This window comes from Nitratiruptor tergarcus DSM 16512 (assembly GCF_027946175.1).
GTDB lineage: Bacteria > Campylobacterota > Campylobacteria > Campylobacterales > Nitratiruptoraceae > Nitratiruptor > Nitratiruptor tergarcus.
This window is the reverse complement of sequence record NZ_AP026671.1, coordinates 1,250,948-1,264,913: the sequence shown is the minus strand read 5'-3', so window position 1 is coordinate 1,264,913 and position 13,966 is coordinate 1,250,948. Positions and strand designations below refer to the sequence as shown.

Annotated in this window: 16 protein-coding genes; 13 read left to right on the top strand and 3 right to left on the bottom strand. The window is 38.2% G+C overall.

Annotation, left to right across the window (positions count from 1 at the left end; translation table 11 throughout):
* Positions 1–72: 72 nt before the first annotated feature.
* From NITER_RS06585 to NITER_RS06570, 4 genes are read left to right on the top strand one after another with little or no spacing between them, the layout of a single operon-like run.
* A complete protein-coding gene (locus tag NITER_RS06585) occupies positions 73–678 on the top strand; it encodes a paraquat-inducible protein A (protein WP_084275297.1) in 606 nt (201 codons plus the stop codon).
* A complete protein-coding gene (locus NITER_RS06580; RefSeq protein ID WP_197685293.1) occupies positions 675–1,253 on the top strand; it encodes a paraquat-inducible protein A in 579 nt (192 codons plus the stop codon). The genes NITER_RS06585 and NITER_RS06580 overlap by 4 nt, the downstream gene beginning before the upstream one ends.
* Positions 1,240–2,853 (top strand): PqiB family protein, encoded by a 1,614-nt coding sequence (locus NITER_RS06575; protein ID WP_159445311.1) that lies wholly within the window; start codon positions 1,240–1,242, stop codon positions 2,851–2,853. Before NITER_RS06580 ends, NITER_RS06575 begins: the two co-directional genes overlap by 14 nt.
* The gene (locus NITER_RS06570) at positions 2,854–3,372 is read left to right on the top strand and encodes an ABC-type transport auxiliary lipoprotein family protein (protein ID WP_084275300.1); all 519 of its coding nucleotides are present in this window, start codon (positions 2,854–2,856) and stop codon (positions 3,370–3,372) included.
* Here NITER_RS06570 and NITER_RS06565 read toward each other — a convergent pair.
* Both NITER_RS06565 and NITER_RS06560 read right to left on the bottom strand, forming a co-directional pair.
* Positions 3,369–4,310, bottom strand: a complete 942-nt coding sequence (locus NITER_RS06565) for an aminodeoxychorismate synthase component I (RefSeq protein ID WP_084275301.1) — start codon at positions 4,308–4,310, stop codon at positions 3,369–3,371. The two genes, NITER_RS06570 and NITER_RS06565, sit on opposite strands and share 4 nt — an antisense overlap.
* Positions 4,303–5,178, bottom strand: coding sequence for an aspartate carbamoyltransferase catalytic subunit (locus tag NITER_RS06560; protein ID WP_084275302.1), 876 nt, complete (start codon positions 5,176–5,178; stop codon positions 4,303–4,305). Before NITER_RS06560 ends, NITER_RS06565 begins: the two co-directional genes overlap by 8 nt.
* A gap of 60 nt (positions 5,179–5,238) precedes the next feature.
* On the opposite strand from NITER_RS06560, the gene NITER_RS06555 reads away from it, so the two are divergent.
* Positions 5,239–5,730 carry a glycine zipper 2TM domain-containing protein gene (locus tag NITER_RS06555; RefSeq protein WP_143779629.1) on the top strand — a complete coding sequence of 164 codons (492 nt, stop codon included), beginning with the start codon at positions 5,239–5,241 and terminating at the stop codon, positions 5,728–5,730.
* On the opposite strand, the gene bioD is transcribed toward NITER_RS06555, so the two are convergent.
* Positions 5,692–6,330 (bottom strand): dethiobiotin synthase, encoded by a 639-nt coding sequence (gene bioD / locus NITER_RS06550; RefSeq protein ID WP_084275304.1) that lies wholly within the window; start codon positions 6,328–6,330, stop codon positions 5,692–5,694. The genes NITER_RS06555 and bioD overlap by 39 nt on opposite strands.
* Before the next feature lie 81 nt (positions 6,331–6,411).
* Between bioD and clpS the strand changes: the two genes are divergently transcribed.
* The 8 genes from clpS to NITER_RS06510 are packed head-to-tail and all read left to right on the top strand — an operon-like array spanning position 6,412 to position 13,943.
* A complete protein-coding gene (gene clpS, locus NITER_RS06545; protein WP_281847519.1) occupies positions 6,412–6,705 on the top strand; it encodes an ATP-dependent Clp protease adapter ClpS in 294 nt (97 codons plus the stop codon).
* Positions 6,705–8,894: an ATP-dependent Clp protease ATP-binding subunit ClpA gene (gene clpA, locus NITER_RS06540; protein WP_084275306.1), complete on the top strand. Its 2,190-nt coding sequence runs from the start codon at positions 6,705–6,707 to the stop codon at positions 8,892–8,894. Before clpS ends, clpA begins: the two co-directional genes overlap by 1 nt.
* Positions 8,891–9,589 carry a leucyl/phenylalanyl-tRNA--protein transferase gene (gene aat, locus NITER_RS06535; protein ID WP_084275307.1) on the top strand — a complete coding sequence of 233 codons (699 nt, stop codon included), beginning with the start codon at positions 8,891–8,893 and terminating at the stop codon, positions 9,587–9,589. Before clpA ends, aat begins: the two co-directional genes overlap by 4 nt.
* Positions 9,576–10,559 (top strand): transaldolase, encoded by a 984-nt coding sequence (locus NITER_RS06530; RefSeq protein WP_084275308.1) that lies wholly within the window; start codon positions 9,576–9,578, stop codon positions 10,557–10,559. The genes aat and NITER_RS06530 overlap by 14 nt, the downstream gene beginning before the upstream one ends.
* Positions 10,553–11,707, top strand: a complete 1,155-nt coding sequence (locus tag NITER_RS06525) for a type IV pilus twitching motility protein PilT (RefSeq protein ID WP_281847518.1) — start codon at positions 10,553–10,555, stop codon at positions 11,705–11,707. Before NITER_RS06530 ends, NITER_RS06525 begins: the two co-directional genes overlap by 7 nt.
* A gap of 57 nt (positions 11,708–11,764) precedes the next feature.
* A complete protein-coding gene (locus NITER_RS06520) occupies positions 11,765–12,301 on the top strand; it encodes a 50S ribosomal protein L25/general stress protein Ctc (RefSeq protein WP_084275309.1) in 537 nt (178 codons plus the stop codon).
* Positions 12,301–12,867 carry an aminoacyl-tRNA hydrolase gene (gene pth, locus NITER_RS06515; protein WP_084275310.1) on the top strand — a complete coding sequence of 189 codons (567 nt, stop codon included), beginning with the start codon at positions 12,301–12,303 and terminating at the stop codon, positions 12,865–12,867. The genes NITER_RS06520 and pth overlap by 1 nt, the downstream gene beginning before the upstream one ends.
* A 44-nt stretch (positions 12,868–12,911) precedes the next feature.
* Positions 12,912–13,943: an LptF/LptG family permease gene (locus NITER_RS06510; RefSeq protein ID WP_084275311.1), complete on the top strand. Its 1,032-nt coding sequence runs from the start codon at positions 12,912–12,914 to the stop codon at positions 13,941–13,943.
* Positions 13,944–13,966: the final 23 nt, after the last annotated feature.

Sequence of the window (13,966 nt, the reverse complement as noted above, 5' to 3'; positions counted from 1 at the left end):
CCTTTCGCTAATTTTAATTAATTATACTTTTACGAATCTTTTTTGAAGCTTAAAATATGCTAAAATTGTAAAATGAATAACTTAAAAGATCTCACTATCTGTCCTCGATGTCAAACGCTCCATAAGAAGCTGCCATTAAGCAAAAAAGAAGAGGCACACTGTGCAAACTGCAATGCAAGACTTTATAAAAATTATACAGATCTTCCCCAAAGAGCTTTAGCATTGAGTTTAGCTGCACTTATCTTTTTTACTATTGCCTCTACTTTTCCTATTGTCCAGATCGATTTTGCAGGGAGTTTTTCTTCTGTTAATCTTTTAGATGCTATTTGGCAACTGCTCCATGAAGGATACATTTTTATGGCACTTTTTGCTTTTTTAGTGCTTTTTCTCTTTCCTTTGCTGCTTATGGGAACTCTATTTATATTTTCATTATTATTAGTGATGAAAAAAAGAGTTTTTGCTAAATGGGTTTTGCAGTTTATGACGCTATTGAGCCGTTGGAGTATGCTCGATATCTTCTTTGTCTCTATTCTCGTTGCTATGGTAAAAATCTATGAGTATGCACATATCCATTTTGGACTGGCTTTTTGGGCAATGGCGTTTTTTGTACTGCTTGAGATTTATCTGACGCGCTACATAAAAATTGAGCAGTACTGGGATTTATGGGAAGAGGTATGAAATATATTCGTTGCCCTTTTTGTGGTGCTGTGAATGAAGATGTGCCAAAATGTAGAAGGTGTGATCAAACTATTTTTTTACAGCGCAAAGCTTCGCTCCAGAAAGCTTTGGCACTGCTCATTGCAGCAATTGCATTTTATATTCCAGCAAATATCTATCCAATTTTGCAAACAAGTAAGTTTTCCAATACCTATGGGAGCACTATTATTGAAGGTGTGATACAGATGTTTCAAGCAGGTGATTATCCAGTAGCTCTCATAATACTTGTAGCATCGGTAATAATTCCTCTTACTAAATTTATCGTGCTTTTTTATATCATTTATGCGCTATGGAAGGCTGATTGCAAAAGCGTGCGCCAAAAGATTTTTCTCTATCATCTCATTGAAATTACAGGGCCTTGGTCATTGATAGATGTATTTGTGGTTATTATTTTGGTTGCTTTGATACATTTTAAGAATATAGCTATAATACCAGGAGTTGGGGCTACATCTTTTGCGATAATGGTAGTGTTGACGATACTCAGTGCCTCATCAATTGATGAGAGGCTTATTGGAGAGGAATGTGAAAAAAGATGAAATTGTTGAAGTAAAAATTAAAAAAAGTGAAATCAATTTTGTTGTATGGATCATTCCTGTCATAGCTCTCCTTATTGGTGGGTGGATGATCTATCGCTACTATGCTAAGCTTGGTCCTGAGGTCGTGATATATTTTAAAAATAGTGGGGGATTGGAACCAAAGCAGTCTTTTGTGAAGTTTCGCGATGTAAAAGTGGGAGTAGTTGAGAGGATTGAGATTCTCAAACAAAAAGAGGGAGTGGCAGTATATGCCCGTATGAATAAAGATGTTACTCCTTTTTTGAATGAGAAGGCGCGATTTTGGATAGTAAAACCAGAGATTGCCATTGGAAAAGTACGGGGACTGGATGCTTTAGTGAGTGGCTCTTACATCCAGATGGCGAGTGAGGTTGGAGGAAAAAAGAAGGTGGAATTTCAAGGTTTGGATGAAGCTCCTCTAGATATTATCTTGCAAGAGGGACGTAACTTTTGGCTCAAATCCTCATCTTCATATACACTGACTCCTGGACTTCCTGTCTATTTTAAAGATCTTGAAGTAGGAAGTATTAAAAAAGTAGAGCTTGATAAGAGTGGAGAGTTTGTCAATATCTATATTTTTGTTAAAAAGCCGTATGATAGCTATATCAACTCCTCTACAAAATTTTGGAATATCAGAGGTGTCGATATCAATCTTGCTGCCAATGGTATCAATCTTAATATTGGTACTCTATCACAACTGCTCATTGGAGGGGTGGAGTTTTTTACTCCTGTTGCCAAGCTGCATGAAAAGATAGATTTGCATCATCCTTTATGGCTCTATCCAAGTAAAGAGAGCGCACTCCATAAGAAGTTAGGAGTCTCTCAAACTGATTATCGCAATTTTCTTCTGCGTTTTAACAAAGGGGTAGGTTATTTGCAAAAAGGTGCTCCTGTAAAATTTAAGGGCTTTGAAATAGGGAGCGTTAAAGATATAAAGGCTTCTGTGAAGGGAGGAGAGATAGATTCAGAAGTCATAGCCTCTATCGATGTAGCAGCATTTAAAAAGACTTCCAAAGAAGGCATTGGACCTTTTGAAGAGGCTGTCAAAAATGGTCTTAAAGCAAGACTGGAACAATCAAATATTTTAACAAAAACGCTTTTCGTTAATCTCGTATTCGATAAAAAGCCAGGTGCTTTGCATCAGATAGACACAAATCTCTATCTCTTACCTACTTTGCCTGTAGAGCAAAATAGTCTCATAGTGCAGATTCAATCTCTACTTACAAAACTTGAAAAACTCCCAATAGAGCATAGTATAAATGCATTTTCAAATCTTTTAGAAAAAAATAGTGAGCCTCTTCGTCAGACTCTTCTCTCTTTGCGTAAAAGTTCTGATGCAGTGACAAAACTGTTAGATGCAAATGAAACCAAAGCGTTGCCAAAAGAGCTTCACACACTTCTTAAAGATTTACAACATACACTTAAATCGTATGAAACCCTAGCAAAAAGCTACTCCAATAACTCCTTATTTAAAAAGCAGCTTACAAAAACTCTTGAAGATATTGATAGAGCTAGTAAGGCGCTGCGTAAGGTACTACTGAAATTAGATAAAAAACCAAATGCTTTGATTTTTGGAGATTAGATGCGTTTTGTATGGCTTATTGCATTTTTAATGATAGGATGTGCGCAAAAAGTCTACCATCAGCCATATTTTGAAACAACTGCACATTATCATACTAAAATTTTTATTGGCGTAGCAGATGTGGAACTACCAGATTATCTTCTTATTGATAAAATTTTAGTGCGGGAAGAGAGTGAGAGATTTATTGATTTTGCGTTAGCTGGCGAGCCAGATGAACTTTTAACTAAGAGACTTATTGCATATCTGCACAGTTACTTAGGAAATGAGAATGTATTGCACTACCCTTGGGAAGGGGATAAGGTACCACGTTGTATTGTCAAATTACATGTAGATGCGATCTATATACATGCAAATCATCTCGTCATTGAGGGATACTATTTTGATAAAAAATTTGTAGTAAAAAAAGATCTCCAAGAAAATATCCAGCAGACTTTTGATAGCGCATTGCAAAACCTCTATGCGATGGTGGCAAAAGATGTTGCAAAGCGATGTCTGCATAAAAAAATAGATGCAAATTAGAGTGGTAAATAGATTTTGTCAAGTAGCTCTTTATATTCAGCTTCTACATCGCTATCAATGGTGATACCTCCACCACTTTTATAAACAAGTCCCCCTGGGCTTTTTTCAATGAAGCGTATCATAACTGCGCTATCGAGACTTTTTCCATCAAAATAGCCAAAAACTCCTGTATAAAATCCTCTTGCATACTGCTCTGCTTTTTCAATGATATGGCATGTAGAAATTTTAGGAGTACCTGTGATACTTCCAGCAGGAAGAAGTGCATCGAAGATCTCTCCTAAGTGTTTTTGCCAGTGGGGCTCAAGTTTTCCCTCAATTTCACTCGATACTTGTAAAAGCTCTTTGTCTCCTGCACGGATTTTATCTACATAGCGAAAGCGTTTTACACGCACATTTTTTGCAACCATATTGAGATCGTTGCGCAAAAGGTCTACTACCATTGTATGCTCTGCCATCTCTTTTATATTTGATAGAATTTTTTGCTTGGCATTTGGCAAATTTGCATCAATTGTGCCTTTCATTGGATAGGTACTTATGCAGTTATCTTCTATTTTCACAAATCGCTCAGGTGAGAAGCAGATGAAGCTATCTTGGAAGTAGAGTTTAAATTTAGCCTTTGTGGCATAGAAAATCTCTAGGAGTGTGCTATCAGTAGCGATTTTAGTAGGGAAGGTGAGGTTGAGGAGGTAGGTGTTTCCATTTTTTATCTCCTCTTGCACATAGGTAAATGCTTTGTGATACTTTGCAAAAGAGATGGGCTCTTTTTTTAAGATTTTAGGATAGCGCTTAGGGGGAAGTGTGTAGTTGCAAAAGCTGGGAACTTTAAAATAGATATTTTGTAACTCTGCTAGAGGCTTGGCAAAAACATTTTCCTTTTTATAGTCGATAACAAACAAAAAAGGGATATTTTTGCTCGCATAATAGGAGAGTCTATCCATGTATCAGTTTTACCAAAATCGCCATCCTCACTACTACTCCATTTCTTACCTGCTCAAGTACTTTGCATCGAGGATCTGCAAGAACTTCGTCGCTTATATCGATATTTCGGTGGACTGGTCCTGGATGGAGGATAAGAATATCACGATCGCCAATGAGATCTTTTGTGATACAAAAATCGCTCCCATAGTCACGTAGTGAAGCATAGATTGGATACTTGTGTCGCTCTGTTTGTGTACGCAGGCTCATAATAGCATCTACTTCATCTATGACCTCTTGGAGACTACTTGAAGTGCGAAGAGATGTAGGAGGTAAAAAGTGTGGAGGCGCAACCAATATCACCTCCATACCAAAACGAGTAAGCAGCTCTATATTGGAGTTGGCTACACGGGAGTTTTTAATATCTCCCACAATCGCTATCTTTTTCCCTTGCACATTGCCTAGATGTTGTTTGAGTGTGAAAAGATCGAGAAGGGCTTGTGTGGGGTGGGCGTGTGCCCCATCTCCTCCATTGATGAGTGAGCAGCTCACATGGCGAGCAAGGAGAGCGGGAGCTCCTGCATGCTTATGGCGTACTACTATAGCATTTGGCCCCATAGCATCAAGATTTGCTGCAGTATCAAAGAGTGTTTCTCCCTTTTTTGTGCTGCTACGAGTCACATCAAGATTGACAACTTGTGCTCCAAGATTTTTAGCAGCTACTTCAAAACTGCTTCTTGTACGGGTAGAGTTTTCAAAAAATATAGTTATAATGAGTTTATCTTGCAAGAGTTTTTCATAAGGGGGTTGTAAAAATTGTGTAGCAAGATTGAAAATATCTTCAATCTCTTCTTTCTTGAGATCTTTGGTAGTAATTAGATGTTTGCTCATTTCACAATCGCCTCACATTTATTTGATATATTATACAAAAAGTTATCTAAAGGAGCGAGCATGAAAAAAATAGCGCTACTACTAAGTATGGCTCTTGTAGGATCTTTGTATGCTGAAGTGATAACCTTTACAAAAAGAGTACCAGTATATAAAAGCGTAGAGGTAAGCCGTCATGTGACACGCAGAGTCCCTTATGAGGAGTGTTGGGAAGAGGAGGTTCCTGTATATGAAAATAGTAATGATGAGACTGTAGGAGCGATTATTGGTGGAGCTGCTGGGGGTGTCCTTGGCCATCAAATAGGTGGGGGAAGTGGAAAAACAGCAGCCACTGTAGGAGGAGCGATTATAGGTACATTAATTGGTAAAAATCTCGCAAATAAAGGTTCACATCGCGACTATAGAGTAGTAAGAAGGTGTCGTACTCGCTATAAAGAGACGGGTGAGCGCATTATAGAGTATAAAAACTATGCTAAGGTGATGGGACATCAAATTGTACGCTATAGCGATAGACCACTACGCCATATACGCGTGCGTGTAACGGTGGAGTATTGATCGCAGATCAAGAGGCACTTCATCGAAATAGTCTTTATAAAAAGGATAAGTTACTTCATAAAAACTCTCTTTGTCTTCAAAGAGATTTATAAACCATTGATGAGGTATGGCTCTTTTGCGCAGTGCCTCTAGACTTAAAAGTGTCTGATTGATGCAGCCAAGCTTAGAGGGTGTGACAAGTAAAGCGGGGATATGTAGCTTTTGAATGAGGTCAATCATAAAAAAATCTTTTTTAATAGGTACCATTAATCCCCCTGCACCCTCAATGAAAAGAATATCACAATGTGCATAGATTTTTTCTATTTTCTCTTCAATGAGATCCAAATCTATGCTCTCTCCTTTTTTAGCTACATAGGGGGCTGCAGGCAGTTCAAATCTGTATGGCACAATATCATCTATGGTTAAATTCTTTAAGTTTGGATTTATTTCTTGACTTTTTCTTAAAAGTTTGCTACCATCTTCAGGACTGCGCGTAACCCCCGTTTCTATAGGTTTGAAAGCTGCGGCTCTAAGACCGAACTCTTTTGATAATTGTAAGAGTTTGAGAAGAGTATAGGTTTTGCCTACACCTGTATCGGTAGCGGTGATAAAAATTTTCATCCAGCTCCTTTTGATGCTTTTGCTTTTAAGAAAATTATACTAAAATAAAAGTAGGCGAGAAATAGAAGAAAAGAGGGGATGGTGGCGACAAAGGTTGAATCGCAAGAGAGTACGGCTCTGCAAGAGCCAAAACTGTATAAAGTATTCTTATTAAATGATGATTATACAACTATGGATTTTGTTGTGGATGTACTTTGTGAAGTTTTTCATAAAAGCTATGAAGAAGCAGTCAATATTATGCTAAAAATACATAAAGAGGGCAAAGGCCTGTGCGGTGTCTATACATATGAAATAGCCGAGACAAAGGTAGATCAAGTGCACCGCCTGGCACGTGCCCATGAGTTTCCGCTTAAAGCGGTTATGGAGGAAGAATAATGATAAGTAATCAACTCAATACAATTTTTAAAGAAGCGGTGCGATTTGCTAAGAGGCATCGACATGAATATCTTACTGTAGAGCATGTTTTTTTAGCACTCCTTAATAGTCGCGAAGGTGAAGCGATTCTCAAAGAGGCTGGTGCAGATGTTATTACACTTAAGAAAAAACTCATCCAGCATCTTGAAAATACGCTCAAACCCTTACCAGAAAATGTGGTACGTGAGCCTTTTGAGACTGTAGCGCTTTCGCGTGTCATAGAAAATATGATACGCCATATCCAGAGTGCTGAGAAAAAAGAGGCTACTGTAGGAGATCTCTTAGCAGCTCTTTTTGATGAAGAGCATAGCTATAGTGTCTATCTTCTCAAAGAGCAGGGTATTAGTAAGCTCGATATTTTAGAGATCATCTCTCATCATCCAGAGATTTCTGAACCGAAAAAAGAGACTAAAAAAGATGAAGATTCATATTTAGCGAAGTTTACGCTTGATCTCATAGAAGAGGCCAAAGAGGGTAAAATCGATCCTGTCATTGGACGCGAAAAAGAGATTGAGCGCGTTATGCAGATCCTTTGTCGTCGCAAGAAAAATAATCCTTTGCTTGTAGGTGAGCCAGGAGTTGGTAAAACCGCTATTGCCGAGGGGCTTGCTCTAAAGATTGCGGAGGATAGTGTGCCAGATATTCTCCAAGGCTCAAAACTCTATTCGCTTGATATGGGAGCACTGCTTGCAGGGACAAAATATCGAGGAGATTTTGAAAAAAGGCTCAAAGGAGTGGTAGAGGAGCTCAAAGCTATTCCTAAAGCTATTCTTTTTATTGATGAGATCCATACAATTGTAGGAGCTGGTGCGACACAAGGTGGTAGCATGGATGCATCGAATATGCTTAAACCTGCCCTTGCAAGTGGTGCAATTCGATGTATTGGTGCTACAACTTATAGTGAGTTTCGCAACTTTTTAGAAAAAGATAGAGCATTGAGCCGCCGTTTTGCCAAAGTGGATGTGAAAGAGCCAGATCTTGAAACAACCTTTAAGATCCTCAAAGGACTTAAAGATAAATATGAAAAACATCATAAAGTCAAATATCATATCAATGCTTTGCGCAGCGCAGTGGAGTTGAGTGATAAATACATCAATGACAGGCAGCTTCCGGATAAAGCTATCGATTTGATTGATGAGGTTGGTGCAAGTTTTCATTTGCGCAAAAAAAGAAGAAGCGTTGTGACAGTCAACGATATTGAAGATACGATAGCTAAAATGGTGGGACTACCGCCACAAAGAGTTACTAGCGATGATCTAGAGATTTTGAAAAATCTTGAGGAGCGTCTCAAAACTCGTGTTCTTGGACAAGAAGAGGCGGTTGATTCAGTGGCGATGGCAATTAAGAGAAGTCGTGCTGGGCTCAATCCACCAAATAAGCCGATAGGATCTTTTCTTTTTGTAGGACCAACAGGAGTAGGAAAAACAGAGCTTGCAAAAGAGCTTGCCCGCACACTTGGAGTACATTTTGAGCGATTTGATATGAGTGAATATATGGAAAAACATGCTGTATCACGTCTTATTGGCGCACCTCCAGGCTATGTAGGATATGAAGAGGGAGGACTCTTAACTGAAGCGATTCGTAAGCATCCTTATACAGTGTTGCTGCTTGATGAGATAGAAAAAGCACATCCAGATCTCATCAATATTTTGCTGCAGGTTATGGATAATGCGACTTTGACAGATAATAATGGAAACATTGCTGATTTTAAACATGTAATACTTATTATGACATCAAATGTAGGTGCTACTGAAGCAAATATTATGGGATTTAAAAAAGAGTCAGTGAGTAAATTTGATGAGGCGTTGAAGCAGTACTTTACACCAGAGTTTCGTAATCGCCTCGATGCAATTATTCGCTTTAAACCACTTAGTATTGAAATTGTGGAAGGGATTGTAGATAAGTTCATAGATGAACTCAATATGCAGCTTGATAACAAGGGTATTTTGCTTACACTCACAAAGAGTGCGCGTCAGTATCTCGCTAAAAAAGGATATAGCGAGGAGCTCGGTGCAAGGCCTCTTGCAAGAGTAATAGCACAAGAGATAAAAACGCCACTTACAAATGAGATTCTCTTTGGAAAACTAAGACATGGTGGTAAGGTAAAAGTTGATGCGAAAAAAGAGCAGATAGTTTTTGATATTCAATGAGTGGCATCTTTATTCCAAGACTAAGTCTTTATAGTTATAATTTTCCAGATCCTCGTTATGCAAGCCGTGAAGGGATTGTCGCCTATGGCGGCGATCTCAACCCCAATAGATTACTTAACGCATATAAATGGGGAATCTTTCCATGGTATAACGAAGGAGATCCTATTCTTTGGTGGTCACCAGATCCAAGACTCCTTCTCTATCCAACTGATATAAAAATCTCCCGATCTTTGCGCAAAAGTCTAAAAAAATTCACTGTCAAAATCGATACTGAGTTCAAAGCAGTAATTGAGAGTTGCAAAGAACTGCGCCAAGAGAAGGGTACTTGGATTTTACCGGAAGTAGTTGAGGCCTTTTGTGAGTTGCACGAGATGGGTTTTGCTCACTCTATAGAAGTGTACCAAGAACAAACACTTGTAGGTGGGCTCTATGGACTAAGTATGGGTGCTGCTTTTTTTGGTGAGAGCATGTTTAGTAAAGTGAGCGATGCAAGTAAAGTGGCTCTTGTGCATCTTTGCAAATTAGCTGAGGAGTTTAAATTTGATTTCATCGATTGTCAGGTGCCTAGCGATCATCTCAAACGCCTTGGCGCTGTTGAAATCGCTAGAGATCAGTTTTTAGATGAATTAGAAAGAGCAATGCAAAAGAGTAGTAAAGTTGGAAAATGGACAAGGGAGGAGCATGTACTTACCTGAAATTGAGTTTTCACTGTGGGCAGATTTTATTGAAAGATCTTTTTTGGAGCAAGAGTTTCCAAAACTCCTTCATGAAGGGATTGTTAATGGCGCTACGAGTAATCCTGCAATTTTCAAAGATGCGATTTTAAAATCTCCTGCATATAAAGAGCAACTATCTGAGCTTACTGGGCTTTCACCAAAAGAGAAGTATGAGGCCCTAGCTATAGCAGATATCCAAAAGGCTGCTGATATTTTAAAGCCTCTGTATGAAAAGGGTGATGATGGTTTTGTAAGTATAGAGGTAGATCCTAGACTTGCAAATGATGCGAAAGGAACAGTTGAAGAGGCGTTACGACTACTACAAAGAATTGATCGCAAAAATGTAATGATAAAAGTGCCTGTGACACCAGCTGGATGTGCGGCTATTGAAGAGCTTGTTGGAAAAGGCGTGAATGTCAATGCTACGCTCATTTTTTCACCCAATCAAGCTGATGAGTGCCTCGATGCTATAGAAACAGGTTTTAAAAAGAACCAATCAAGCCATACGGTACTTAGCATCTTTGTGAGCCGCTTTGATCGCAAGCTCGATCCTCTCATGCAAGCTAAAGGATTGCCTATTGGCAAAGTTGGCATTATGAATGCAGCAAAGATTTACAATATGATAAAAAAACGCAACCTCCCCAATACCAAAGCTCTTTTTGCAAGTACAGGCGTTAAAGGAGGAGAGTATCCTCCACACTACTATATCAGTGAGCTTGTAGCTCCAAAAGCTGTAAATACTGCTCCAATCCATACAATTGAAGCTTTTGTACGTGATGGAGATAAAAGTGCTAAACTCCCACTTCCACAAGATGAGATTGATAAATTTTTTGCACTTTTAAAAGCTAATGAGATCGATATGAAGAAAGTCTATCATGAACTGCTCCAAGAGGGGCTGCAGGCTTTTGTCGATGCCTTCGAAGAGATTTTAAAAGAGTTGCAATGTTAGGTTTTGATCCGGTAACGCATGATTATCGGATGATTGCAAGATTGAAACAATATTTGCAAACACTTATTCAATATGGCGGGAGCGATTTGCATATAAAAGCAAATGCTCCTGTGTATGCACGCATAGAGGGTGATATTATACCTATGACTAAAGAGTCAATGAGTGCAGAAGATGTTAAGCTTTTGGCAAAAGAGCTTTTGCGCACTCGCTATGAGGAGTTGATTAAAAATAAAGATGTAGATCTCATATTCAGTTTGAATGAAGAGTATCGCTTTAGAGCGAATATATTTTTTCAAATAGATGGGGTTTCTGCAGTCTTTCGTGTTATTCCTACACAGATTAAATCGATTGATGAGCTTGGACTTCCAGAATCTGTGCAGAAAATAACGGAACTCAAACGAGGTTTAGTACTTGTTACAGGTATTACAGGAAGCGGGAAATCGACCACTATGGCAGCGATTCTTGATGCCATTAACAATACAAGAGCAGAACACATAGTCACTATTGAAGATCCTGTGGAGTTTGTGCATAAAAATAAAAACTGTATTATTAATCAAAGAAGTCTTGGCCAAGATACACCTTCATATGCACGAGCACTTCGTGCAGCACTCAGAGAAGATCCTGATATTATTGTAATTGGTGAGATGCGAGATCTTGAGACAATAGAGATGGCACTCCACGCTGCAGAGACAGGACATCTTGTGCTCTCTACGCTCCATACACTCGATGCAAAAGATACTATTAATAGAATTGTGAGTGTATTTCCTGTTGAAGAGCAAAACCGTATTCGTCTTATCCTCTCTTCAGTTTTAGAAGCTATTCTTTCGCAAAGACTTGTCAAAACAGTAGATGGGAAAAGAACAGCAGCTTTAGAGATCTTATTTAAAACAGAGCGCATAGCCTCTATGATTGCAGAAGGGCAAGACATGGATATTCGTGACGCTATAGAAGAGGGAAAAATATATGGTATGCAGTCATTTAATCAAGCCCTTGCAAATCTCTATGCAAGAGGAATTATAAGTAAAGAAGAGGCTCTCCTTCACGCTTCATCAAAATCGAATCTCAATCTTATGATAGATCATATTGATAAGTCCCAAGATGAGTTCGTTGGCAGAGATAGTGATATAATAGATCTCAAAATTAAGTAAATAAAAAACTTTTTTCGCTATAATTAGCTCCCATTAAATTTTAAGTAAGGAAGTGCAATGTTAGAAGGCATTATTAGAGAGAGTACCGGGAAGAAAGCTACAAAAGCTTTGCGACGGGATGGTTATCTAATTGCCAATATATATGGAAAAGATTTTCCAAATATTCATGCGGCATTTAAAAAAGGTGATTTCATCCGTACTGTTCGCCATAAAGAGACTTTGGCTTTTCCAGTAAAAGTTGGTGATAAGGAGTTGCAAGTAGTTGTGCAAGATTATCAAAAAGATCCAGTAACATACGATCTTTTACATGTTGACTTGATGGTTGCACAACCTGGCGTTGTGACATACTATATGGTACCTATCAAAACTGTAGGAACTCCAATAGGACTCAAAAACAAAGGTGTTTTGGTTACTTCAAAGAGACGTATCAAAGTAAAAGGTGCTATAGAAAACATTCCTGATAGCATTACTCTTGATGTAAGTAATCTTGATGTAGGTGATGCAATTTTGATTCGCGATATTGAGCTTCCTGAAGGTGTAACACATATGATACCAGATAGAGTTGCTGTAGTTGGAGTTGTTAAAGCCAAGTAATGCACCTCATCGTAGGTCTGGGTAATCCTGGAAGTGAGTATGCACTCAACAGGCATAATGTAGGTTTTATGGTGGTGGATGAGCTTATCCACCGCCTTGAGCCAGCAAAAATTAATAAAGCCTCTTTCAAAGGCGAGCTTTTCCGCCATAAAAATATTTTTCTTCTCAAACCTCTTACATATATGAATCGCAGCGGTGAAAGCGTAGCTGCAGTGAAAAATTTTTACAAAATTGCATTAGACGATATCATAGTGATTCATGATGATCTTGATTTAGGACTTGGAGCTTTACGTTTTAAAAAGGGGGGCAGTAGCGGTGGCCATAATGGCTTGAAGTCTCTTGATAGCTCTATCGGACAGGATTATCTTCGCATCCGATTTGGAATTGGAAGACCCTCTTCTAAAGAGGAAGTTATAAAATATGTATTGAGCAATTTTACTCCAAAAGAGCTAGAGTGCATACGTCCATCTTTGCAAAAAGCTGCCGATGCGGCATTGGCATTAACAAAAGAGGATTTAGACTCTGTTCGCAGCCGCTATAGTCAAAAACCTCTCAAGTGCGACTAAACTTTTTTTGCTACAATCTCAATAAACGGTAACAAAGAGGTTTGATGGCCAAGAGATATCTTGTTTTTTTATATAGTAAATACTTTTTTTTGATCCTCTTTTCCTTGACACTCTTCTTTGTAGGACTCGACTTTTTACAAGTATTTAAAAAACTTCCAAATTCTGCCAATTTACAAGTGCTCTATCTTACCTATAAGGCTATGAATGGCATCGATATTCTCTTTCCCATTTCATTAGTATTTGCAATGATAAGCCTCAAGATTTCACTGATTCGCTCCAATGAGCTTGTTGCTTTCTATGCTCTTGGCATTGGCAAAAAAGCGATAATTTTCCCTCTATTTATTACAGCAGTTGCATTGACTATGGTTTATCTTATTTTACATCTTACATCCTTTACCTATGCAGATGAATATGCTAATAACATCAAAAAATATAACTCTATTATGAATACAACAAAAAATCTCTTTTTTAAATACAATAACTCCTATGTCTATTTTAAAAGACTTCTACCTTTAGATCGCAGCGCAGAAGGTGTACGAATTTTTGAAGTAAACGGTACAAATATCAAAAAAATTGTGTTAGCAGAACATGCAGATTTCAAACAAAACTATTGGCATATCACAAAGGCATCGGTGATAGAGAGGCTAAGAGAGAGGATTAGCATCAAAGAGACCTCCCTCGATACCCTTGTGGGGTATAAACCAAAAATACTTGATTCTGTGTATGAGGGTAAGACCAATATATCACTACTGGATGCAATCTATGCTTTAAAGCTTTTTCAAAGTCAAAAAATCGATATTAGTAAACTCAAAGCTGTAATACTTTTTCATCTTTTTTATCCTTTCTTTGCTCCATTACTCATGATAGTGATATTCTACTTTGTTCCGGTGAGTGCTCGCATTGCCAATCTTAATCTGTTTAGTTTTGGTGCAATTTTATCGACACTTGTGGTATGGGGAGTATTATATAGTTTTGTTAAACTAGCCTTTGCAGGATCTTTGCAACCAGAAATCGCTATAGTAGCACCAATACTTATACTTGCTCTTATTGCTTACTATTTTTATAAGAAATTCTAAAAAATTTTGCTAATATTGGGGCA